Source organism: Flavobacterium pallidum (assembly GCF_003097535.1).
GTDB classification, from domain to species: Bacteria; Bacteroidota; Bacteroidia; order Flavobacteriales; family Flavobacteriaceae; genus Flavobacterium; species Flavobacterium pallidum.
In genome coordinates, this window is sequence record NZ_CP029187.1 from 326,657 (window position 1) to 350,485 (window position 23,829).

At 44.4% G+C, this 23,829-nt stretch carries 26 protein-coding genes; 11 read left to right on the top strand and 15 right to left on the bottom strand.

The window, feature by feature from the left end:
- Positions 1-12 precede the first annotated feature (12 nt).
- The 5 genes from HYN49_RS01180 (at position 13) to HYN49_RS01200 (ending at position 5,780) form a co-directional block, all read left to right on the top strand.
- On the top strand, positions 13-852 hold the full coding sequence (locus HYN49_RS01180) for a tetratricopeptide repeat protein (protein WP_108902410.1): 840 nt from the start codon (positions 13-15) through the stop codon (positions 850-852).
- Between the two features lie 11 nt (positions 853-863).
- Complete coding sequence (gene secG / locus HYN49_RS01185) at positions 864-1,235, top strand: preprotein translocase subunit SecG (RefSeq protein ID WP_108902411.1); 372 nt, start codon at positions 864-866, stop codon at positions 1,233-1,235.
- A gap of 138 nt (positions 1,236-1,373) precedes the next feature.
- A complete protein-coding gene (locus tag HYN49_RS01190) occupies positions 1,374-1,649 on the top strand; it encodes a co-chaperone GroES (RefSeq protein WP_108369400.1) in 276 nt (91 codons plus the stop codon).
- Between the two features lie 21 nt (positions 1,650-1,670).
- Positions 1,671-3,302 carry a chaperonin GroEL gene (gene groL / locus HYN49_RS01195; protein ID WP_108902412.1) on the top strand — a complete coding sequence of 544 codons (1,632 nt, stop codon included), beginning with the start codon at positions 1,671-1,673 and terminating at the stop codon, positions 3,300-3,302.
- A 120-nt stretch (positions 3,303-3,422) separates the two neighbouring features.
- Entirely contained in the window at positions 3,423-5,780 is a 2,358-nt protein-coding gene (locus tag HYN49_RS01200; RefSeq protein ID WP_108902413.1) for a hypothetical protein, read from the top strand.
- A 28-nt stretch (positions 5,781-5,808) separates the two neighbouring features.
- On the opposite strand, the gene HYN49_RS01205 is transcribed toward HYN49_RS01200, so the two are convergent.
- The 6 genes from HYN49_RS01205 to xrtF all read right to left on the bottom strand — a co-directional run bounded on the left by HYN49_RS01205 (position 5,809) and on the right by xrtF (position 10,520).
- The gene (locus HYN49_RS01205; RefSeq protein WP_108902414.1) at positions 5,809-6,525 is read right to left on the bottom strand and encodes a DedA family protein; all 717 of its coding nucleotides are present in this window, start codon (positions 6,523-6,525) and stop codon (positions 5,809-5,811) included.
- 109 nt (positions 6,526-6,634) lie between these two features.
- Positions 6,635-6,973, bottom strand: coding sequence for a heavy-metal-associated domain-containing protein (locus HYN49_RS01210; RefSeq protein WP_108902415.1), 339 nt, complete (start codon positions 6,971-6,973; stop codon positions 6,635-6,637).
- Between the two features lie 11 nt (positions 6,974-6,984).
- Positions 6,985-8,958, bottom strand: a complete 1,974-nt coding sequence (locus HYN49_RS01215) for a TonB-dependent receptor plug domain-containing protein (RefSeq protein WP_394336410.1) — start codon at positions 8,956-8,958, stop codon at positions 6,985-6,987.
- A gap of 106 nt (positions 8,959-9,064) precedes the next feature.
- Positions 9,065-9,523 (bottom strand): HYC_CC_PP family protein, encoded by a 459-nt coding sequence (locus HYN49_RS01220; protein WP_449404173.1) that lies wholly within the window; start codon positions 9,521-9,523, stop codon positions 9,065-9,067.
- Between the two features lie 15 nt (positions 9,524-9,538).
- A complete protein-coding gene (locus HYN49_RS01225) occupies positions 9,539-9,988 on the bottom strand; it encodes an exosortase F system-associated membrane protein (protein WP_108902418.1) in 450 nt (149 codons plus the stop codon).
- Positions 9,963-10,520, bottom strand: coding sequence for an exosortase family protein XrtF (gene xrtF, locus HYN49_RS01230; RefSeq protein WP_108902419.1), 558 nt, complete (start codon positions 10,518-10,520; stop codon positions 9,963-9,965). Before xrtF ends, HYN49_RS01225 begins: the two co-directional genes overlap by 26 nt.
- Before the next feature lie 67 nt (positions 10,521-10,587).
- On the opposite strand from xrtF, the gene HYN49_RS01235 reads away from it, so the two are divergent.
- The 3 genes from HYN49_RS01235 (at position 10,588) to HYN49_RS01245 (ending at position 13,994) form a co-directional block, all read left to right on the top strand.
- Positions 10,588-11,049: a GAF domain-containing protein gene (locus tag HYN49_RS01235; protein WP_108902420.1), complete on the top strand. Its 462-nt coding sequence runs from the start codon at positions 10,588-10,590 to the stop codon at positions 11,047-11,049.
- Between the two features lie 185 nt (positions 11,050-11,234).
- Entirely contained in the window at positions 11,235-11,504 is a 270-nt protein-coding gene (gene rpsO / locus HYN49_RS01240) for a 30S ribosomal protein S15 (protein ID WP_108902421.1), read from the top strand.
- Between the two features lie 186 nt (positions 11,505-11,690).
- A complete protein-coding gene (locus tag HYN49_RS01245) occupies positions 11,691-13,994 on the top strand; it encodes a polyribonucleotide nucleotidyltransferase (protein WP_108902422.1) in 2,304 nt (767 codons plus the stop codon).
- 97 nt (positions 13,995-14,091) lie between these two features.
- On the opposite strand, the gene HYN49_RS01250 is transcribed toward HYN49_RS01245, so the two are convergent.
- From HYN49_RS01250 to HYN49_RS01270, 4 genes are all read right to left on the bottom strand, one after another.
- On the bottom strand, positions 14,092-14,697 hold the full coding sequence (locus HYN49_RS01250) for an HAD family hydrolase (RefSeq protein ID WP_108902423.1): 606 nt from the start codon (positions 14,695-14,697) through the stop codon (positions 14,092-14,094).
- A 67-nt stretch (positions 14,698-14,764) separates the two neighbouring features.
- Positions 14,765-15,259, bottom strand: a complete 495-nt coding sequence (locus tag HYN49_RS01255) for a hypothetical protein (protein ID WP_108902424.1) — start codon at positions 15,257-15,259, stop codon at positions 14,765-14,767.
- A 196-nt stretch (positions 15,260-15,455) separates the two neighbouring features.
- Positions 15,456-16,502: an AAA family ATPase gene (locus HYN49_RS01260; RefSeq protein ID WP_108902425.1), complete on the bottom strand. Its 1,047-nt coding sequence runs from the start codon at positions 16,500-16,502 to the stop codon at positions 15,456-15,458.
- Between the two features lie 417 nt (positions 16,503-16,919).
- Positions 16,920-17,291, bottom strand: a complete 372-nt coding sequence (locus HYN49_RS01270; RefSeq protein ID WP_108902427.1) for a helix-turn-helix domain-containing protein — start codon at positions 17,289-17,291, stop codon at positions 16,920-16,922.
- Positions 17,292-17,763: 472 nt separating this feature from the next.
- Between HYN49_RS01270 and HYN49_RS01275 the strand changes: the two genes are divergently transcribed.
- Positions 17,764-18,699, top strand: coding sequence for a hypothetical protein (locus tag HYN49_RS01275; RefSeq protein ID WP_108902428.1), 936 nt, complete (start codon positions 17,764-17,766; stop codon positions 18,697-18,699).
- A gap of 37 nt (positions 18,700-18,736) precedes the next feature.
- Positions 18,737-19,336, top strand: coding sequence for a hypothetical protein (locus HYN49_RS01280; protein WP_108902429.1), 600 nt, complete (start codon positions 18,737-18,739; stop codon positions 19,334-19,336).
- A 108-nt stretch (positions 19,337-19,444) separates the two neighbouring features.
- Here HYN49_RS01280 and HYN49_RS01285 read toward each other — a convergent pair whose 3' ends face one another.
- Complete coding sequence (locus tag HYN49_RS01285; protein WP_108902430.1) at positions 19,445-20,059, bottom strand: hypothetical protein; 615 nt, start codon at positions 20,057-20,059, stop codon at positions 19,445-19,447.
- Positions 20,052-20,633: a hypothetical protein gene (locus tag HYN49_RS01290; RefSeq protein WP_146185027.1), complete on the bottom strand. Its 582-nt coding sequence runs from the start codon at positions 20,631-20,633 to the stop codon at positions 20,052-20,054. The genes HYN49_RS01285 and HYN49_RS01290 overlap by 8 nt, the downstream gene beginning before the upstream one ends.
- Positions 20,634-20,737: 104 nt before the next feature.
- Between HYN49_RS01290 and HYN49_RS01295 the strand changes: the two genes are divergently transcribed.
- Positions 20,738-21,700 (top strand): hypothetical protein, encoded by a 963-nt coding sequence (locus HYN49_RS01295; RefSeq protein ID WP_108902432.1) that lies wholly within the window; start codon positions 20,738-20,740, stop codon positions 21,698-21,700.
- Between the two features lie 19 nt (positions 21,701-21,719).
- Here the strand turns inward: HYN49_RS01295 and HYN49_RS01300 are convergent, their stop codons facing one another.
- Genes HYN49_RS01300 through HYN49_RS01310 form a run of 3 tightly spaced genes read right to left on the bottom strand, consistent with a single transcriptional unit; the run spans position 21,720 to position 23,780 of the window.
- Complete coding sequence (locus HYN49_RS01300; RefSeq protein ID WP_108902433.1) at positions 21,720-22,949, bottom strand: RNA polymerase sigma factor; 1,230 nt, start codon at positions 22,947-22,949, stop codon at positions 21,720-21,722.
- 9 nt (positions 22,950-22,958) lie between these two features.
- Positions 22,959-23,300 carry a YciI family protein gene (locus HYN49_RS01305; protein ID WP_108902434.1) on the bottom strand — a complete coding sequence of 114 codons (342 nt, stop codon included), beginning with the start codon at positions 23,298-23,300 and terminating at the stop codon, positions 22,959-22,961.
- Between the two features lie 18 nt (positions 23,301-23,318).
- Positions 23,319-23,780, bottom strand: a complete 462-nt coding sequence (locus tag HYN49_RS01310; RefSeq protein WP_108902435.1) for a carboxymuconolactone decarboxylase family protein — start codon at positions 23,778-23,780, stop codon at positions 23,319-23,321.
- Between the last annotated feature and the right edge of the window lie 49 nt (positions 23,781-23,829).

Genomic DNA, 23,829 nt, shown 5'->3' on the forward strand with positions numbered 1-23,829 from the left:
AAGAATAGTGACATGAACGTTTCCGACTATACTTATATATTAAACAAACCCGATGCCGTCAATGACAGGCATACTTTTGTTTTGGAAAGGATCAGCCAGGAATTCCCGTTTTTCCAAAGCGCGCGTGCTTTACACCTCAAAGGGCTGTACAATCAGGATAGTTTCAAATACAACCACGAACTGAAAGTGACGGCCGCCTACACTACCGACAGGAGCGTCCTTTTCGACTTCATCACTTCAGGGGATTTCAAAGCGCTGCAGCAGCAATTCTTTGCTGAAAAGGAAGCGATGATCCATGAAATCATTGTCAATGAAAGCGAATGGGTCCAGCCCGAAGCGAAGGCAGGAGCGCCCGACAAGTTGGAGCGTTCCATTTTGGACTCCATAAAAGAAGCGGCTCCCGAACCATTGGAAGCTGATGAAACTACCGCCACGATTGAAGAAAAGCTGGAAATCGGCAGGCCGTTGGATTTTTCCGGGGAAAAGCATTCTTTCAGCGAATGGCTGCAGCTTGCATCGTTCCATCCGATTGAAAGGGAAGCTACGCAGGAAGAAATTCCAACCGATGCGGAAAAGAAGAAAAAACTCGAACTCATTGACCGTTTTATAGAAACCAATCCTAAGATCGCTCCAGTACGTGACAGCAATCCTGTTACATTGTCAGCGGCCCGCGGAACTGAGGATACCGGCTACCTGATGACGGAAACTTTGGCGAAGGTATACCTAGAACAAAAGAAATACAACAAGGCCATTCAGGCATATGAAATTTTAATTTTGAAATATCCGGAAAAAAGTAGTTTATTTGCAGACCGAATTTCGGACATCAGGATTTTACAACAGAATAACAATTAAATACAGAAAATATGCTTATAGTTTTTTTAGCGCTCATCGCAATAGTTTGCTTCCTATTGATCATCGTGATTATGGTACAGAATCCTAAAGGAGGCGGTCTTTCATCTTCATTAGGCGGATCACAACAAATGGGCGGTGTCCAGAAAACAACCGATTTCCTTGATAAAAGCACATGGACTTTGGCTGGGATTTTAGTTGCCCTTATATTATTTTCGAGTGTAAAATTCAGCGGCGATGATACAATTGCACCGGCTGCCGCTCCTGTTGAAGCTGCAAAACCTGCAACTCCGGCTGCTACACCGGCAAAATCAACTGATGCAACCACTACTACTGACAAACCAGTTTCAGTTCCTGTGGAAGCTCCTGCAACAGAAAAGAAATAATACTTTTAAAGTAATATGGAAATGCCGGCATATCTGCTGGCATTTTTTTTAGCTGAAATTTTGTCAGAATGGCCGCCGCTGGCATGGTTTATGAAAAAGGGCGGACAAACAATTATTATATATAAAATTATCAATATTATGGCTTTAAACATTAAACCACTATCGGATCGCGTGCTGATTGAGCCTGTAGCCGCAGAAACACAAACGGCATCAGGGATTTTCATTCCGGACACTGCAAAGGAAAAACCACAAAAAGGAACAGTCGTAGCTGTAGGCAACGGCACTTTGGAACACGCCATGACCGTGAAGGTTGGAGACACGGTATTGTACGGTAAATATGCCGGCACCGAATTGAAATTCGAAGGAAAAGATTATCTCATCATGCGTGAAGACGACATTCTGGCAATTATCTAATAAAATAAACTAAAACAAAAAATGGCAAAAGATATAAAATTCGACATTGAAGCCCGTGACGGACTGAAGCGCGGGGTTGACGCATTGGCTAATGCAGTAAAAGTAACATTGGGGCCTAAAGGACGCAACGTGATCATCGGGAAGTCATTCGGTGCCCCGAATGTGACTAAAGACGGTGTGACGGTAGCCAAAGAAATAGAATTGAAGGACCCGTTGGAAAATATGGGTGCGCAAATGGTGAAAGAAGTGGCTTCAAAAACCAACGACCTTGCCGGCGACGGTACAACTACTGCTACCGTATTGGCACAGGCGATTGTGAAAGAAGGACTGAAGAACGTTGCCGCCGGAGCCAACCCAATGGATTTGAAAAGAGGTATTGACAAAGCGGTGGAAGCCATCGTCGGCGATCTTGCCAAACAGGCTAAAGTGGTGGGAAGCGATTCTGAGAAAATCAAGCAGATCGCATCGATCTCTGCCAATAATGACGAAGTGATTGGTGAGCTGATTGCTACGGCTTTCGCCAAAGTGGGAAAAGAAGGCGTCATTACCGTGGAAGAAGCCAAAGGAACCGATACTTACGTTGATGTTGTCGAAGGCATGCAGTTCGACAGGGGATACCTTTCCCCATATTTCGTTACCAATCCTGAAAAGATGGAAGCCGAGCTTGAGAATCCTTACATCCTTTTATACGATAAGAAAGTATCTTCCTTAAAAGAACTGCTTCCTGTTTTAGAACCGGTAGCACAATCAGGAAAGCCTTTACTGATCATAGCTGAAGATGTTGATGGCGAAGCGCTGTCGACATTGGTGGTAAATAAATTGCGTGGCGCACTGAAAATTGCGGCTGTAAAAGCACCAGGATTCGGTGACAGGAGAAAAGCGATGCTCGACGACATTGCGATCCTGACAGGTGGAACCGTGATTTCTGAAGAAAAAGGATACACGCTTGAGAATGCGACCCTTGATATGCTTGGAACAGCAAAACGTGTAAGTATCGACAAAGACAATACTACCATCGTAAGTGGTGCCGGTGAAGCGGATCTGATTAAAAACCGCGTAAACCAGATCAAGATCCAGATGGAAACCACAACATCGGATTATGACCGTGAAAAACTGCAGGAACGTTTGGCTAAATTGGCCGGTGGCGTTGCAGTACTTTATGTGGGCGCCGCTTCAGAAGTGGAAATGAAAGAAAAGAAAGACCGTGTGGATGATGCATTGCATGCTACACGCGCTGCGGTGGAAGAAGGTATTGTTGCCGGTGGTGGCGTAGCCTTGTTAAGGGCAAAAAATGCGCTTAAGGATGTCAAGCCTGACAATGCTGATGAAGCCACCGGAATCCAGATCGTATCTCGCGCTGTGGAAGCGCCGTTAAGGACTATCGTTGAAAATGCAGGACTGGAAGGATCTGTTGTTGTGGCTAAAGTCGCAGATGGTTCAGGAGATTTTGGTTACAATGCCAAAACAGACGAATACGTAGATATGCTTAAGGCGGGCATTATCGATCCTAAGAAAGTGACCCGCGTGGCACTTGAAAATGCAGCTTCAGTAGCGGGAATGATCCTGACAACAGAATGTGCATTGGTGGACATTAAAGAAGAAAATGCCGGAGGCGGAATGCCGATGGGTGGTGGAATGCCGGGAATGATGTAATTCTCGTCTTCATTTTATATAAAAGAGCGCCTGATTTGGGCGCTCTTTTTTTTTGTGCTTTTTTGTAAAATATTTCACTTTATCTGTTAAATTTATCGGTATAAATATTAAACCAATACCATGAAAAAATTTATCCGCCAATCCATCCTGACCTTTATTTGCCTCATTTCGCTCCTATCCTTTTCGCAAACCGATTCTACAAAGCAGGAAATCTCCTCGCGTTTCACGGATTACTTCAGGCTTTACAGGGAAAGCATTCACGTGCAACTCGACAAGGATCTGTTCCTGTCTGACGAACAAATCTGGTTTAAGGGCTATGTCATGAACCGGAAAACAAAAACCCCATTCTTACTGACAACTAATGTTTTCGCAGTTTTGACAGACCAACAAGGCAACAAGATGGAGGAACAGCTGGTTTTTGCGAGTGGCGGTTCTTTTTCTGGGAATATAAAATTGGGTAAACAGTATGCTTCAGGGAATTATTACCTGCAGTTTTATACGAACTGGATGAACAATTTCAATGAAGATGAATCGTCGGTTTACAAAATTACGATCGTCAATACGCAACAACCGCTGCTCCCTTCTGACAAACCGGATTATTCCAAAATCAACATCGACCTTACTCCTCAGGGAGGCGAGAATATGATCATGGGCGTAAAAAATGTCGTCGGCATCAGGCTAACCGATTGTTACGGAGCACCTGTTCCCGTGACCGAAGGGTATATTACAGATGCAAACGGGAACCAAATCATGAGAATTTCAGTCAACAGGTTCGGTTATGGAAAGTTTGACATTATCCCCGAAACCGGGACATACAAAGCCGTCTTTACCATAAACAACCAAACATTCAGCGCGCCACTCCCGGCAGCCCAGCAAAACGGCATCGCAATTGACGTAAATAATTATGCCGCACCCGACAGAACATATCTTACGATCAATGCAAATGCAGGGTATGTTAATGCACTTCCTGGCAAAAAACTCTTTGTCAGCGTAAACCAGGACGAAAAAGCGGTGGTTTTTGAGATGGATTTTAAAAATGGCCTGTCGGAACAAAAGCTTGTTTTCATGAATGACAACCTGTCGGATGGTGTAAATACCGTCACTGTTTTCGATGCTAATAAAAATGCACTTGCCCAACGGTTGGTTTTTAAAAAACCTTCAGACATATTTACATCCATCATCACGCCTTCAGGCAAATCCAACCATTTCATCGGTAAGACAGATTTTGCGAAAGCGAACCTGAGCATTTCTGTGTTGCCGGAAAATTCCCTTGCAGATAAAGGGCATTCCGATTTATATGCTTCGCTTTTAATCAATCCCTACCTGGCTGAAAATGTAACTAACGCGCATTATTATCTCGACCAGAACTCAAAAACGCGGCTTTATGAATTGGACCTATTGCTTCTGAATCAAAAAAAAATGAAATACCCGTGGAAATCGATCGAAGGCGGTTCACCCACGCGCAATTATGACTTTGACTACGGGCTGACCATCAAGGGTACTTTAAACCAAAAACAGGGCAACATCAACAAATATATGATGAAGCTGTTTTCACTTTTTGCAGGTATCAGGGAAATGGCTGAAATCGACAGCAACAATGAGTTTTACTTTAAAAACCTTGTCGCTCCTGATGGCGCTCAGGCGAGCATTTCATTTGTAAAAGCCCCGGAGCTGAGCAATGCGCTGCCGGCAAAAATGACCTTAAAAGTGATCAATGCCACCCGCAGTTTCCGTTTTCCATATCACGCCACAGCGGAATGCACCCCCATACTGGAACCTATTGACCTGATTTTTCCAGATTTTAATGAAAAGGACATCATCCATCTTGATGAGGTGAAAGTGGACAACAAAAACAAGCTTACAAGGCAAATGGGTTATGGAAACGGATTGCTCACAGGTTACAAAATCACGGCAGAAAACAATGGTCTTGACGTGCTGAATTTTATCCGCAACCATGGTTTCGACGTGGAAAAGCGTTTGAATAGGGTCAATATTTACGGACGATCACGGACTACTATCAACGGACAAAGGAACCAGCCTGTCGTATACCTTGACAATTTCAGGATGATGGATTTTGACGAACTTGACGGAATGCGGATGGACGATATCGATGAAATTTACATCAATGCGCAGGCCATTGTTTCTTCTGTCAACAATAACATCGGGGTAATTAAAATTTATCGGAAGAAAATCAGCCAATACCCAAGCAAAGACCCCAAAACCAACGTCGTAGATTTCAGGATGGAAGGCTACCAGATGATACGGCCATTTGTGAATGCGGATTATTCGGACAAATCAGATGCCGGATTCGATAATTTCGGGATTGTGCATTGGATGCCAAATATTGTAGCTGATGATTTCGGCGGATTTACATTCCAATTGCCACCCACAGGAAAACGCAATGTAAAATTACTGATTGAAGGCATGACGCCGGAAGGCATGCTGATTTCGGAAATAAAAGTAATATCGGTCAATTAAAAAAGCCGGCTTAGAAACCGGCTTTTTGTTATTCCTCTGAAGGGGTAACTGTTTTTTTTCCAAATTTGTAAATGACCGGAATGATTGTAATCCCAACCAGACCGATGATGATCAATTCGATGTGGTCCTTGAGGTCAATCTGGTAGCTTTCCTTTAAAAACTTATACAGGTAATTTCCTGCAAAGATTAAGGTATAAGACCATAAGAAAGAACTTATGATATTATAAAACATGAATTTCTTTTTATCCATGGCGACGATTCCTGCCACAATAGGCGCGAATGTCCTGAAAATCGGAAGGAAACGTGAAAAGATAATCGCGCGCCCGCCATGTTTTTCAAAGAAATCTTTGGACTGGATCAGGTATTTTTTCTTAAACCAAAAACTGTCCTGCTTGTTATATAAGTAGCTTCCGCTTTTGGAACCAAACCAGTACCCGACAATATTCCCTAAAATCCCAGCGATGGCAACGAATGTGGAAAGTGCCATGACATTCAAAAATGCACTATCGGCATGAAACATCTGGTCAACCAATCCAGGTATATATACCCCATCCTGGTAATATCCGGTGGCGTAAATCCCAGCCAAAAACAACAGGCTGTCACCCGGAAGGAAGAAACCCGCAAACAAACCCGTTTCAGCAAAAATGATGAACAAAACTACCCATAAACCTACATGCACCCCCCCCACTTCCAGATTGATATAAAATTCGGGGTTGATTAAATTCTTCCAGTCAAAATCAGCCATGTTTTGTATGTTTTAAGGTAAAATTTGCGTGCGTGAAAGTACGTATTATTTAACGGACGTACAATTTTACGCTTCTTTTTTTGGTTTAATTAACGGTTAAACTGCGTTGTTATTTCCGGTCGTATTTACAGCAGGAATGCAGTTTTTCATAAACTTCGTCCGGCGCTTTTTGGGTTTGCGTGTCGTGGCCGATTTTGGCAACCGCCTTTTCCACATCAGTAACTGAAGCCTTTTCTTCATTCAATATGACGTTCAATTGATGGCTTTCTATATCCCACACTGCCGATTTTACTCCAGACACACTGAATGCGGCTTTTTCAATGCGCTTTTTACACTGGTCGCAATTGCCGTTCACTTCGATATTGTACTTTGCATTTTTGTTTTTCTTCTCCTGGGCATGGGCATTTAAGCCGATGGCAAATAATAAGACGATGATGATATTTTTCATAATTGATAAATTTAAGATTTGATTTTAAAACGAAGTCCGGCGTAAAACATCCTGCCAAACACCGGCGCATAAACAATTGATGTGTCAAAATTCGGGCCAAAAGGCTCCTCACTCCCCAATATGGCTTTCTGCTGCCTGTAATTGCCAAGGTTTTCCCCGCCGATGTAAATTTCAAGAGCCTGCGAAAACACTTTCGTAACCTGGGCATTCATCAGCGAAAAGGCCGGTGAGAAATCCGGAAGCTGTTCTGAAACAGGATTTGTCCCGGTAAACGGAAGGCGTTGTTTACCCATCCAGTTGTAAGTGTAATCAAATTTCCACAACCCGCCTTTTGCTGTTTTTTTGGTTTCATAAGCGCCGTTCCCGAAAAAACGATGCCTTGCCTGCAATGGCCGTTCCGCATTGCCAGAAAGATAATTGGCATTGATGTCATAAAACTTATAAGCGGTCCTGAAATGCAGGTTTTCAATGACACCGAAATTGAATTCGACCTGAAGGCTGTTCGCAGTGGATTTTCCGCCATAAAACGAAACCTGCTGCGGACTACCATACAAATCCACGATCGCCTGGTTGCTGAAATCGGTGCGGAAGAAATCAAAGCCTGCATCGGCGGCATGCCCGAAAAGAAAGAATTGCTGTGAAAAACTCAGCCCGTAATTCCATGCGATTTCCGGATCCAGACCATAAATTCTCCCAGCCGTATTCAAAATATTGAATGACCTCGAACTCGCAAAAAGCTGTTGGTTTTCTGCAAAAATATTAGCGGCGCGTTTTCCCCTTCCTCCGGAAATCCTGAAAACGCCTTTCTCCCAAGGGTTGTAACGCACATGGATCCTCGGGGTAAAGAAAGCGCCCAAACGGTTGTGTTTGTCGAATCTTGCTCCGGCCACTACACTGAAATCATCCGTATTGTCATAACTATATTCAAAGAAAGCCCCGGCTGAATTGTCAATCCGGTCAAAATCCCCATTGAGGTCCGGAACCAAAACATCTTCGCGGTAACGGTCGTAAGTGAAGTTAAGCCCGGTAGCAAATTTGTGTTTTGTATTGTTGATGATCGAATTGAAAATCAGGTTCGAATAATAACTGTCCTGCCGGATGTTGTATTGGTTTAAACCGAAATAAGATTCCTGGTCATGGCTGTTAAATGCATTCTGGAAACCGATGCTTTGAAACGGCATCTCCGGAAAAACATACCCGACTTTCGCGGACAAATCTAACCTGCGGGTATTGATTTCAGAGCCCCAGAAATTTGTCGTTCCGCGGTCCCGACTTTTGTCAAATCCCGTTTCGCCGGTCTGCTTTTCATCATCCATAAACCTGAAATTGATGAAACTGACCCAGCCTTTTTCAGCATTATTATATTGCCAGCGGTTTAAAATGTTGACTTGCTGCCCGACCGGATTGTCAAGAAAACCGTCATCGTTCATGTCATTCTTTGACACGCGCGCATTGCCATGGATGAAAAGGCTTGACGACCATTTATCGGAAATTTTCCGGTTGAAATGCGTGTTGACTTCAAAACGGCTGTCGGTCGAGCCATACCCATTTAAGAAAAAAGGGATGTCGCTCAGCGGCTTTATCAATTCGGTATTGATTTGTCCAGAAATGCTTTCATAACCGTTCACGACGGAGCCGGCACCTTTTGTAATCTGTATGCTTTCCACCCAGGTCCCCGGTGTAAATGACAAGCCGTAAGCCTGTGAAGCGCCGCGTACGGAAGGGATATTTTCCTCAGTAATCATCAGGTAAGGACTGGTAAGCCCGAGCATGCGGATTTGTTTGGTCCCGGTGAGCGCATCCGGGAAATTCACGTCAATCGACGGATTGGTTTCGAAACTCTCGGCGAGATTGCAGCAGGCAGCCTTCAAAAGTTCCTTTCCTGTGAGCGTAATGACGTTGGCAGTAGTACGCTGTGATTTTTTTAAGCCTTTGTCTCTGACCTCAATTTTTACCTCTTGTAGCGTATCGGCTTCCTGGGCCATGGTAAAAACAGGAATCAGCAGCAAAAGCAATCTGACTATTTTATGCATAAAATGAGTTTTAATGTTCGTAAATAACTATCGTAAAACGATCAATCGAACATTAAAATCAGGCGTAAAGGATATAGTGGGAATACAGCCGGTAAAGCGGCGGGGAATGGGCATCGCAATAATAGCGGATGGTCTCTTTATTGCTGCGGAAGGCGATTCGTTTTTCAAAAAAAGCATCCGGATTGTACCGTTCCGGAAGTGCCGCTGTAAATTGGAAAGAGGCATTTTTTACGATACCGTTATCCGATTTGGACTTTAAGGTTACTTTCTTGTCTGAACAGCATTTTTTATGTTTTTCAGCCAGTTTTTGGGCACAGCAGGCTTTGCCTACCACCTTTTTTTCCATCTCACAAACCTTTCCGGAATGAAATACTGATGAAACGGCTGCTACTTTCCCTTCACAAAAATGTACACTGAAAGCCAGCCCTGCGTTGGAAAACAACACCAAGATGGCAAGCATTAAACAGGTACACTTTTTAAACTTCATTTTGCAAAAGTATTTAAAAACCCATGACATTTCCCCAACAGAATGTTATTTTTTGGCAACATGCTCCTGGTAATAAAAAGCCGGAATGAATAAGATCACGAAAATCGGCTGGATTAAAAAACGCCTTACGTAAAACAATTCGAGTGTGCTGTTTGTGCCGAAACCATACACGATGACAAAAAAAGTCATCATCAGCACGAGGAAGAAAATGAGGTACAACAGCGCAGAAAATTTCACCAATCCCTTTTCTTTAAAAGCGACATAAATCAGTGCCAATGAAATTATCGTATTGAGCAGGTATCGAAAAAAAAGGCTGAAAGAAAGCCTGGCCACATCAAATCCAGGCAACGGTTTTCCCGTAAACTCACTTTTGAAAAAACGAAGGAACGGATCGTAAAACAATTTCGTTTCAAATATTCTGACCAGCGCCAACAGGCAAACCAACCCGATGAATGCAAGCGCCCTTAATTTATGTGCGAGGAGTTTTTTTAGCATAAAATGAATATTTATTGATCCAAAGCACCCAAAGCCCAAACACGACACCATATATAAACAAAGGAAAAATCACATCGTGCAGCAATCCTTTATACTGCGGGTATTTCTCCATCGCGACGGAAATCAGCCCCACACGGATGACATTCAGCACATGGATCAGCAATATACCTGAAATGATAAAAAGGGATGTCCGCAGCCATTTCGAACTGAAAGCGATGATAAAAGCCGCAAACAGAATCATCACGCTCACCGCATTGCACCCTTCCACGATCCTGGCAATTGAGTGGCCGTCCAGGAATAATTTATACGAAGACTCCCGGGGGTGCGGGTAAATCTCGGCATCGTGCCCGGTCACCCTTAAAAACCAGACAGTGTTTTCGGAAACCAGTTTAGTAGCGCCATCCGGTTCAAAGCGCGAAGCGTCAAAACTATTGAGGTACAATTGATAAAGGAACAGCAGCAGGAAATAACTGAACAGGAATTTCCCCAGGAAAATCAAAAAAGGCTTGTACTGCTGCAGGTAGGATTTCATAAAAATTTTTAACAAATTTATAAAAATTAAGTTCTGGCTATGGATTACTTTTGTAAAAAACTACAAGATGACTTTCGAGGAATTAAAACCCAAGGTGGCCGATATTTTACATCATACTAATGTGTTGCTGGAGGACAAACTGCTGCAGGTTTGTCACCTGTTGCGCGACAATATTGATTATTATGACTGGGTCGGGTTTTATTTCCGCAATGGCGATAAGGAAGAATTGAAGCTTGGCCCTTATGCCGGCGAACCTACAGACCACACTATTATCCCTTTCGGGAAAGGCATCTGCGGGCAGGTAGCGGTCTCGAACCAGAATTTCGTTGTACCCGATGTCACCGCTCAGGACAATTACATTGCCTGCTCGTTTACGGTAAAGTCAGAAATTGTAATCCCTTTGTTTGTAAAAGGTGAAAATGTCGGGCAGATCGATATCGATTCCGAAGATTTTGATGCCTTTACAGATGCCGACGAACGATTTTTGGAATATGTCAATCAGGAAGTCGCGAAGTTATTGGAGAAGTAATCAAATTTCAAAAAATCAAATTCCAAATTATATCTTGACAGAAAACTGACATGTCCCGTTTGGGTTTTGGAATTTAAAAAGCTGAAATTTATATTTCAAGATTGGAATTTAAAAAATAAACACTACTTTTGCACCCGTATCCGAAAGACGGGTATATACATAAGAATCATTTAAATAATATTGGCATGTACTTAACTAAAGAAGTTAAAGAAGAAATCTTCGCTAAACACGGAGGAGCAGCAACAAACACAGGAAGCGCTGAAGGTCAGATCGCATTGTTCACACACAGGATTTCACATCTTACGGAGCACCTGAAAAAAAATCGCCACGATTTCAACACAGAGCGTTCGCTTGTGTTACTGGTAGGTAAAAGAAGGGCGTTACTTGATTATCTGAAGAAAAAAGACATCAACAGATATCGTGAGATCATCAAAGTATTGAATATCAGAAAATAATTCGACGAAAAAGAGGTGCCCACGCGCCTCTTTTTTTTTCATAAAAACGGCAGTTAGCCGATACAGCATGTCTTAAGCCGCGGGCTAAGATTTAAAAAAAGTTTAGTTTTTCATTGGGTTCTTTAAACAACTACACACAACAACACAACTAAGAACCCATTGTTTAACTTTTGAGAATTAAATTTTATGATTCCACAATTATTTGTAGAAAGCATCGATTTAGGTGATGGAAGAAGCATCACAATCGAGACAGGGCGCCTGGCGAAACAAGCCGACGGATCTGTAGTAGTAAGAATTGGAAAAACTGTCATTTTAGGCACAGTTGTTTCCGCAAGAAAAGCGACTCCGGGAGTTGACTTTTTACCTTTAACGGTAGATTACCGTGAGAAATTTGCAGCAGCCGGCCGTTTCCCGGGAGGTTTCTTCAAAAGGGAAGCGCGTCCAAGCGACAGCGAAGTATTGACCATGAGACTGGTAGACCGCGTTTTGCGTCCACTGTTTCCAAGTGATTACCATGCTGAAGTACAGGTGATGATCCAGTTGATGTCACATGACGAAGACGTGATGCCGGATGCATTGGCAGGTTTGGCCGCATCGGCAGCGTTGGCATTGTCTGACATCCCGTTTGAAACCTTGATTTCTGAAGCCAGGGTTGGCCGCATCAACGGTGAATTCATCATCAATCCAAGCCGCGCACAATTGGAAGAATCTGACATCGACATGATGATCGGTGCTTCAACCGATTCCATCGCGATGGTAGAAGGTGAAATGAAAGAGATTTCAGAAAAAGAAATGGTGGAAGCCATTAAATTCGCCCACGAACACATCAAAAACCAAATCGCGGCGCAGGAGCGTCTGCAGGCTGCTTTCGGTAAAAAAGAAGTACGCGAGTACGATCAGGAAAAATCCGATGAGGCCATCCATGCGAAAGTAAGGGAAGCCGCTTACGATAAAATCTACGCCATTGCAAGCAAAGGGTCGGCAAAACAAGAGCGTTCTGCTGCGTTTGACGCTGTAAAGGAAGAAGTAAAGGCTTTGTTCACCGAAGAAGAATTGCTTGAAAACGGGGACCTGGTTTCGAAATACTTTAAGGAAGTCAACAAAGAAGCCGTCCGTAACGTAACCTTAGATTTAGGCACACGCCTCGACGGAAGGAAAACGACTGAAATCCGCCCAATCTGGTGCGAAGTGGACTATCTGCCATCAGTACACGGATCGGCATTGTTCACCCGTGGAGAAACCCAGGCGCTGGCTACGGCAACATTGGGGACTTCAAGAGAAGCAAACCAAATCGATTCGCCATCAGAGCAAGGAGAAGAAAAATTCTACTTACACTATAATTTCCCGCCATTTTCTACCGGTGAAGCGCGTCCGTTAAGGGGTACTTCACGTCGTGAAGTGGGTCACGGAAACCTGGCACAACGCGCCCTGAAAAACATGATCCCTGCTGAGAATCCATACACGATCCGTGTGGTTTCCGAAGTATTGGAGTCTAACGGTTCCTCTTCTATGGCGACCGTTTGCGCCGGAACTCTGGCTTTGATGGATGCCGGTGTCCAGATGATCCGTCCGGTTTCAGGAATTGCTATGGGTTTGATTACAGATGGCGAGCGTTTCGCGGTATTGTCCGATATCCTGGGTGATGAAGATCACTTAGGCGATATGGATTTCAAGGTAACGGGAACTGAAAAAGGAATCACTGCCTGTCAGATGGACATCAAGATCGACGGTTTGAAATACGAAATCATGGAGCAGGCATTAGCGCAGGCACGTGACGGACGTTTGCATATCCTTGGAAAACTGGTTGAAACATTAGACACGCCACGTGCAGATGTTAAGGACCACGCTCCGAAAATCATCATGCGTACCATCCCTGGTGCGTTTATCGGCGCGCTTATCGGTCCTGGAGGAAAAGTAATCCAGGAATTGCAGAAAGCTACCGGAACAACCATCGTGATCAACGAGGTGAACGAAGAAGGCATCGTGGAAATCCTTGGTACCGATCCAGCGGGTATCGCTGCGGTACTGGCGAAAATCGATTCGATTATCTTCAAGCCTACTGTTGGTGAATCATACGAAGTGAAAGTCATTAAGATGCTTGACTTCGGTGCTGTCGTAGAATATACGGAAGCTCCGGGCAACGAGGTATTGCTGCACGTTTCAGAATTGGACTGGGCACGTACTGAAAATGTATCTGACGTGGTGAATATGGGCGATGTGTTTATGGTGAAATACATCGGCATCGATCCTAAGACCCGGAAAGAAAAAGTGTCAAGGAAAGCCCTGATGCCAAGACCTCCAAGGGACGAAAACGCCCCAAGGGAAGACCGTGGACCGCGTCCGGAGAGACGTGACGACCGTGGCCCGAGAAGGGATGACCGCAGGGACGACAGGAACCGTGACAACCGCGGGCCACGTCCTGAAAGAAGAGATGACAACGCCGACAAAGGATCGAACAACGATCAGGCGGAGCAGGCTCCTCAGGAATAATTTACAGTTATTAATTCATAAAGAACCCCGAAGTTTAGGCTTCGGGGTTCTTTGATTTAAGTTGGATCGGGAATTCGGAAGAGATGGCCGTTGCTGCTTACGCTGGTATCACTTCGGAAAGCGCCGCTTCCAATTGTGCCGGGTTTTGAAAATGTATCGCATAAAAACCCATTTCCCTTGCAGCATTGACATTGTGGATGTTGTCGTCTATAAAGATGCTTTCTTCCGCTTTCAGATGGTACCTGTCGAGCAGCAATTGGTAAATCCCTGGGTCGGGTTTAATAAGCTTTTCGGTTCCTGATACTACGATGCCGTCAAATACCTTAAAAAACGGAAACCTGCGGTAAGCAATATCAATCGTCTCTGCAGACCAGTTGGTCAGGCCATACAACGGATATTTTTTTTCCTTCAGCTTATACAGCAGCGCCACCGTTTCCGGGATGTCGCCTTTGAGCATGACTTCCCATTGCCCGTAGAACAGCGCGATCATGTCGCTATGTCCGGGAAATTCCCGCTGCAAGCCCATTGTGGCTTCCGAAAGCGGACGCCCGCGGTCCTGCTCGATGTTCCATTCGTCGGTACAGATGTTTTTCAGGAACCATTCCATTTCCTCCGGATCCTTGAAATGGTCTTTGTACAAATGCCTTGGGTTCCAGTCCACCAATACGCCTCCGAAGTCGAAGATGATGTTTTTGTATACCATGTTGTTTATATTGTTAAAGGTGGGGATTTTAAAGGTAAAAAGCCTATGGCAGTTTTAAAATCTGATGCTATTTCCTCTCTTTCCTGTCGAGCGTCAGGTTCACCGCAAGGTTCACGAATCCCGGAATGGGCAGCAAATCCTTATGCATCAGCGTAAGCTGCGGGTTGAAGGTCAGCCTGAATTTATCACCGCCAATCCCGAAGACCGGAACGAACCGTAATGAATATTTGTCAAAATCGGTATACGATATCACTTCCGCACCAAAAGCCAGGAACTGGAAATAAACGATGCCGCTGACTTTTGGACCAACGACCAGTTTATGCGTATTAAGCCCCACTTCCGTACCGGTGCCGTATTGAAACCCGCCGCCGTGCATGCCGCCATACACCGACCTGTTGACACCCAGATCCAGGAAATGATACGCTTTCTCACCGTCCTGTGCCCCGACGTAGTTGTAGCCGACCCCCAGGTTCAGCGCTTTGTATATGCCAAGATCCCTTTTCTTCTGCCCAAATAAAAAAGCTGTACAGCACAGCAATGCAATGGTAATTTTGGTTTTCATGTTTGTGGTTTGGAGTAGAACGGTGGATTGGGGGATTTATTGGTTGTGATGTACTTGCAAAATGGTGTGTGCGGATGGATTGCAAATCCGCGCTGTCGTGTCAACATGTCCATATTAGATGGCACAAGTTGGAGGTTCACATTGGCAGGGGGATGAGCGTGTGGGCACAGATCACAAAGCCGGGACAGCATGGCGCTCATTTTCTACGTCCAAACCCATTCATGTACAACATTAAAATGATTAATATTCCTGAAAGACTAATAGTCAGACTAATTATCTTTTCTGGATTTCCGTGTGAAATAAGATAATATGCTTCTGCAAAATCACTATATAAAAAACCTGCTATAGTAAAAATTATTCCAAAAATGAACATTACTCGCTCATGCAATGTAAATACACCTAATTTTTTTTCAATAGATTTGTTCAACAATGGACTCCTTCTAAAGAAATTCAGTTTTGGTTCTAATTCCATTTTTTGAGCTATTCTATTCCAAATTTCGGATAATGATTCTTTATAGAGCGATTTAGAAATGTCATCCCAAAAACTATTTTCTCCGAAACTATTCATAACATCCATATCAAATGGTATGCGTCCAATATATGTTGAACCATTACCCATTTTATCAAATGAGTGAATATTTCTTGCTTTATTAATAATTCTAAAAATAGGTTTTTGTGAGTTATCTTTTTCAAGCTGCTTTATCAAAGTATTTGCAGTAACATCTGATATGTAGTCATCTTCCTGAACACAAATTGAAAAATCTGAAATAGAATGTATTTTTGAAACTAAAACATCATAACCTGCCCTACAATCTAGTATTACGTAATCATATTTTTTTAACGGTATGAGATTTATTAATGTATCTAGAGATTCACTAAAAAATTTATTTTCATCAAGCATAGGATTATCAAGATTTAAAGCTTGATCAATTCTATTTACTGCTGGAAGAATATCAAAAGAGCGATGCCTTCGAATACCCAATTCGGATTTATCAAACAAAAGTGATTGGTTATTATATAAAACATCAAAAACACTAATTTCTTGAGCATTTAAAATATTTAAAACTTCTCCTTTATGAAAATATAGTAGTGCAGTCAGGCCTCTAACGTAAACATCTAAATCAACAACAAGAACCTGCGTTCCCTGATTGCCTAACAATTCTGCTAAAATTGAACAAAATAGAGTTTTACCTGTACCTCCTTTTCCACTAACAACATTGATGATCTTTCCTGATTCGCTCATTGTTTAATCAATTTAAGTATTAAAATAGTAATAATGCCTTGTAAAAAAAGGCTAATCAGTAGTGTTTGCCAAACAATATTAAATACGTTCTCCAAAGTAACATCAGTCATGCCGTATTTTAAGCAATGCAATGGGTACATTATGATTGAAAACCAAATTATACCTAAAGATATTTTAGAATAATATGTATCAAGATGTTTCACAGCTTTAGTTGTGTTTTTAGTAAGATAAGATAGTATTATAAATATCCATAGATTCCCACTAATAAATGAAAAAAACATTAAAGCCAATGCCTTTGGGGAACTAAGAATATATTTTGTAATAGCGTTTTCTACTTCCTTCATCTTTTTTTATTTATAATCAAATATATAATATTTTTTATGCCTTTGATATTTGCCTCTTATTTTCAGTACCCCCCTACCTCCCCAACAACCTCCTCACCTCCTCCACGCTCTTCTTACTCAAAAACTCCTCCACGCTCATCATGTCCGGGACCGGCCTATGCTGTGGGAGGTTCATCAGCGGGTGGTCCTTGTCGAGGTGCAGGTCGCGCCGTGCAAACAGGTGGTTGGGCTCGCAGCGCAGTGCGGTACAGATCTTCGTAAGCTGTATCAGGTTGATCTGGCAGGCTTCCCCTTTAAGCAGCTTGCTCACCGAGTTGGGATTGATGCCTAACTTTTGTAAAAATGCCGTAGGGTGCGTGATGCCCCGGCTCAGGATAGCGGGCCTGATGTCCAGTACCAGACTGCTCTGGCCGGGATTTAGCGTCCCGCGCTTGACTTTTCTCATGCGTGGATGGTGTTAACTGTTTGGCGGGGGACCGATTACTCCAAATCTATAAAAAAATACCATAACCTGTAGCCGTAGTACGTGTTTTCCCGACATTTTTCAAGCACAAATACATATAACGCTCATCCATAATGATTTAGCATCGCAGCATACGGGCTGAAATGTATATTAAATATACATTTATATATATTATAAGTACAATATTATACATTAGAAGTACACCGTTGTCCATTAGAAATACACCGTTGTCCATTAGAAGTACAGCATTATTGATTAGAAGTACACCCATTGTCCATTAGAAGTATACTGTTATCCATTAGAAGTACACCATTGTATATTAGATATAGCTGCAGGTTATAACCGGTCTAAATTAGGCGCCTGAATGATGCTTTTCATGCTTTCCATCACCTTTTTATCCTACTTTCGGCCTATCAATGGTCCCCACCTGAAGTGTAACTTTAAAACTATTGATATGACCAGAGACCAGGAAGCTTTCTTCGCGATGGCGCTGAAAGTAAAAAACTACGGAACCAAGAATGCGGCTTCGATGACGGCCATTCCCGCCGTCGCCGCGTTGTACACCCAGCTCGGTACCCACATTACCCAGCTTATCGCCGCCGACACCGGCAGCCGCGCCGACCTTACAGGCTATGCCGTGGGCAAGGAAACCAAACGGCAGGCGCTAATCGCGCTCGGGATCAAGGTCACCAACGCCGTCACATCCTATGCCGTGATGAACAGCGACCCGGTGTTGCGCAACCGTGCCGACTTTACGATGAGCAGTTGGGAAAAGATCTCTGAGGACGCGCTCATTTCGCAGGCCTCCATCGTAAAGAACCTCGCCACGCCATTGGGTGCCGCACTGGTACCGTTTGGCGCCGCCGTAGCCGACATTACCGCTTTGGGCACCGCCCTGACGGCATTCATCGATTCGGTTTCGGATCCTTCGCTTGCCATAGACCAGCGCAAGATCGACAACAGGCAGGTTGCAGCCCTCATCGGCAACATCAGGGACTTGTTTGATGACAAGCTCGATGTGCTGATGCGCAGCTTTGCCGTGAACAACCCGACGGTGTATAACCTGTACCAGTCGGCCCGTGCCATCGATCTCAACGGGGCCGTGCAAAGTCCCACATCCACCGTCACCGTGCCGCCCGCGACGGTCATGACGGTGCATACCGCGGCGTCATATGACCCGGACACCTTCTACACCTTGCAGAACCAGGGGCCTGATGCCCTGCAGTGCAGCCTTTCGACAGCCAGTGACCACGAAGGCCCGGAACCGGTGTTGCTCCTGCCCGGCGAGACCCGTGCCAGGCTGGCGGCCAACCTCGCTCCTTCAGGAACCTTCCTGGTGGCCAACAATCCGGGGAATGTGGCGGTGGTGTTGAAGATTTGGGTGGAGTGAGGATTGAACTTGTGCAAAAATCCATTTCTTTTGCAGAATGAACACGTTTAATAAACTCATCCTCCTCTGTTTGCTGGCGATTTCAAATTCGGGCAATGCACAGCAATCTGTTGCCGTCACCTTCACTTTGCAGGATGTGGCATCGTTGGAACGGTACCTGTCAGAGCAAGGCGTTGCGTTCCGGGCGACTGATCTCGTTACGCTGAAGAATTTTAATGCCTTCGCCAATTACAATAAGCAGGATAAGCTTTCCGTGCCCGAGATATATTTCTTCAACCGCGAGGGCTTCATGGTCCGCAACCGTTTCAATAAGAATGAATGCACCGAGGTGATTGGTGACATCGATAAGATCAACGCAATGAAAGCCATACGCACAGAAAAGCTGTCTGCCTGGCTTTCGCAGATTGCGGTATCGGAAGGGAACGATACCCAAACCAGCCCGGATTGCACGATAATTATCGATTGGGCGGTATTTGCCGGAAAGGAAATGAATGCGCAGGCGTTCGAATGGTATCGTGAAATCAATAAACAAAAGGCAAACGGCCGGAAAATAAAATGCTACCTGCTGAATCTTGACCTGCAGCAATCCTGGAATCTTACTGATAACCAGAAGAAAGCGCTGGGAATCGGGGAATAGCATTTTAGATTTGAAAGAAACCCCGAAGTACATTTCGGGGTTTCGTTTTGTCGTGAAAACGATCTGCTTTACCCGTTTCAGAGTTTAAAACCTAAAACGATAATGTGCCTAAAAATTCCAGCTCCCCGACACGCCAACATTAACAGATGATGCCCCGAAATCCCGTTCCGCACTGCCATTGAAAAGGCCGTAAGGCGAATAATGGTAGCTGCAATGCACGCCAAATCCGTGAAACATTAGCTTAATGCCCTGCGACAACGCGATGGTGTGGAGCGCAGGACTGAAATCCATACTGTCATACGGCTCCCCTTCGGGCTTGCTGTAGTGCAGGTATTTCCAGCCGATCCCGGAATTGGTTTCGATATGGAAATTCCCATTCGGCGACTGGTACCAGAATCTCGTGTACCGCAAACCCAGGAGGAACGTGGTCTTACTGCCTTCGAGCAGGATTTTCTGGTTGTTTACATTGTACTCAACGGCCCGGCCTTTGATGACCGCTCCCAACTCGGCCCCGAAATCGATAAACTGCCGCCTTGCCACTTTGGTCCGCATATAGAAGCCGGTGTTTATGGAACTTTGATATTTGTCTGCCAGCGCACCCAGGGGAGTGCCGTAACTGACTTCAACGATATTTCTCTTGTACACGTCCACCTTAGGGACCACTATAGTGTCCTGCGCCTGCATCTTACACGCGATCAGGACCAGGAAAAGCAGCTTATTCATGGGTCAGGAGTTTAAATTTATAATCCGATTTTGAAGAATTTCCCGCCCCGAACAGCAGGAACATACCTTCACTTACATCGTGTTTTTCAAATAATATTTCGTGTGCATCAGGCAGGTAGACAGTGAACCTCGTCATGTCCTTCTGTATGAAAAGCACCGGGAACGATACCGTTTCATAACTGGTGTAAAAAACAAATTTGCTTTTATACCGTTTGCCGTAGAATTTCAGCACATGCTTCTTTTGAAAGGTGTCCACAAAATCGAGGAATAATGCATCCCCTTTAACTGTTATTACAACCGGTTGGGCATAATTGATGTTGTCCAGCCCCGAGAAATCCTTCAGCAGGCTCCTGGTATAGACACGATTGTCATAATTGTAATGCAGTGTGTCCAATTTGTCATAGAATTTCGCCGAAAAACCTTCCGGCATCCGTTTGAAATCATCCTTGTTGAGATGGTTCTGGACACTACAGGAAGTCACAGTGTACAACAAAACCATTTTGCACACCGACTTGAAATACCATCGAAGGGGTTTCCGGCGTGGCTTAAAACTTTCTCGAGTTGCTTTTTTCATAATGCGGTCTGATTAAGATTACAAGACAAACCTAATGCGATTAACACAAACAAAACTGCGCGAAAACAGTATTATATTTTATATATTTGTGATTATCGCAAAATATGAATCATCAGGAACAGCTTTTAAAAGCCATCAGGAAGACCCTTGGCAGGTCGGAGTCGCTGAACGATGCCATCGCAACGGTATTGAATATCAGTTATGATGCGGCACACAGGCGGGTTTCGGGTAAAAGTAAATTTTCGATTGACGAAGCTGTAGTGCTCTGCAGGGCTTTCAGCCTCTCGATGGATGCCATTTTTGGCGGCGACAATAAGGTATTGGTGGAAAAAACCAAAGAAATCAGTTCGTTTGATGATTTGCTGCTGTACTTTGAACAGTCTTCGGAATACCTGAGGCAATACATCGGTAAACCCGAAGCGACCTTGTATTATTCGGCCAAGGACATCCCGCTTTTTTACACCATTGGCGGTACTTTGCTTTCCAAATTCAAGCTCTATGTATGGATGAACCTGCTGGGCGCGAAGGAAAACCCGGAGCCATTTGAAAAATTTGTCCTTCCGGTCTCGTTGCTGGAATACAGTTCCCGATTGAAAAGCGTTTATGACCAGGTACAGGTAAGCGAAGTTTGGAATGACACGACGATAAACAGCACGCTGCAGCAGATCCTGTACTTCTCGGAATCGGGCTTGCTGTCGATACGGAACGCGCGCGAACTGTATACCGAATTGCGGGTGATGCTGCAGGAAATTGAAAAGAAGTCGGCCGAAAACCGCCCGAAATTCCACCTGTACTACAACGAATTGCTGATCCTGAACAACAATGTCCTGATTTCCGACAGAGAGAAGAGTTCGCTTTTCATTCCGTATACGATGTTGGGCTATTTCATCACCGAAGACCAGGTTACCTGCAAAAATGCCGGGGAATATTTCCTGCACCAGACCAAAAATTCGAAGTCGCTGAACCTTTCCGGCACACGCGACCGCAAGATTTTCTTCAACAGGGCACTGCGTAAGATTGATCATTATGCTGAAAGGCTTGGCCCTGAGTCAGATCCTTTGTACTAAAAGCAATTTAGATGTTTTTTTACCCTAAAGCGGATAATTTTTTCCTTATCGTAATCCTTTCCGCTTCCGAATGTGCCAGTGCCAATGCTTTCTGATAATGATCGATGGCTTTCGGCAGATTGACTTCCGAATACAAATGGCCCAGCAAAGAATACCAAAAAGGATTGCTGGTGAGTTGTAGTTTCTCAGCCTCCATAATGGCCTGCCGGCTGCCATTCGCTTTCGCTAAGGCAAAAGTACGATTGAGTGCGGCAATCGGTGAATACTCAATAATCAGCAGTTGATTGTACAATTGAAGGATATTTTCCCATTTCCCGGCGTTGTCTTCCTTCTGTGTGTGCCAATAGGCGATCCCGGCCTCAAGGTGGTACTTCGATAATTTTTCGCCCCGGAAGGCACGGTCCATAAAATAAACGCCTTTATCGATCAGGCCATAATCCCAAAGGTTTGTATCCTGGTCGTCATATAGGATGGTTTCCCCGTTTTCATTCGTACGCGCTTTAAAACGCGACGCATGGAAACACATCAATGACAGTAAGGCGTTGGCTGAAGGGCTATCTGTCCTTTCATTTTCAACCAGCAGATAGTTCAGCCGCATGGCTTCGGCACAAAGATCTTCCCTGATGATGGTTTTCTGCGAACCTGAATAATAGCCTTCGTTAAAGAGCAGGTACAGCGTGCGCAACACCATTTCGAGCCTTTCGCTTACCGCTTCCTGTGAAGGGTGCTCGATTTTCACCTGTTCCGATTTGAGCTTTTCTTTGGCTCTTGCCAGCCTTTTGTAAATGGTGTCGTTATTGGTCAGGAATGCATCGGCGATCTCCTGTGTCCCGAAACCACAAAGCAGGTTCAATGCCAATGCGACCTGCGCTTCAGCGGGAATGCAAGGATTGCAAACGGTGAAAATCATGGCCAGCTGGCTGTCGGCAATGCTTTTTTCAGAAAGGTCTATGTCGATTTCCTCGGAGCTTCCTGCGTTATGCCTGATTTCTACTGCAAGCTTTTGGGCAAAGAAGGCATCGCGCTTCAGGTAATTTTTGGTCTTGTTCTTGGCAACGGTATAGAGCCATGCAGCCGGATTGGGCGGCAAGCCTTTGAGTCCCCACAATTCCGAGGCAGCGAGAAACGTATCGCTCACTATGTCCTCGGCAATCTCGATGTGCTGTATCCCAAAAGAAGTACAGAGCACCGAAACGATTTTCCGGTACTCTGTCCTGAATAAATGGGGTATGAGGTTGGTTTCCTCCATAAGATTGTGTTACAGCGTGCGTACTTCGCGGACTTCAACATGTCCGCCCACATCGAAGATCGGGCATCCTTTTGCGAGTTCCGTTGCTTCATCATAATCATCGGCCTGGATCATCGTATAGCCACCAATGGTTTCCTTGATTTCAGAATAAGGGCCATCGGTGACGAGGGTAGAAGATTTGACGATTTTACCGCTGTCTTCAAGTCGGTTGCCACGGTCTACAAGTTTGTTTTGTGCAGCAATACTGCCAATCCAGTCCATCCAGCGTTTGGTATTGGCCTGCATTTCTTCCGGAGAAAGTTGTGGTGCTTTGTTGTGGTCTGCCCTGAAAATAAATAAGAAGTTTTTCATAATAATGTGCTCTTTAAATTAATTGAATTGTCCTACCTGATAAGTCCCTACTTCGGCCCCGAAAGCAATGTTGACGCGGTTGTACCCGTTGATGGCGATGACAGCCAGGGTAAGATCGATCAGTTCCTGTTCGCTGAATTGGGCCTTGGCTTCGTTATAAATGGTATCGGCTACCAAACCGCCGTTAATGGTGGTCAGCGATTCCGCCCAGGCCAATGCCGCACGCTCCCTCTGTGAATAGAATGGAGCTTCACGCCAGGCATCGATTACTAAAAGGCGTTGTACGTCTTCTCCCTCTGCAAGCAAATCTTTAGAGTGCATGTCAAGGCAAAACGCGCATTGGTTGAGCTGTGACACCCTGTAATAAACCAAATGTAGTAAAGATTTTTCTAAGGGTGATTTTGAAAGGTATTTTCCAAATCCATACATGACACCCATCGCCTGTTGGCCTTTTTCAAAAACTTTAATTCTTTGTTCCATTTTCCTGAAATTAAATTGTTATTAAACGTTGATTTCCCATATAACAATC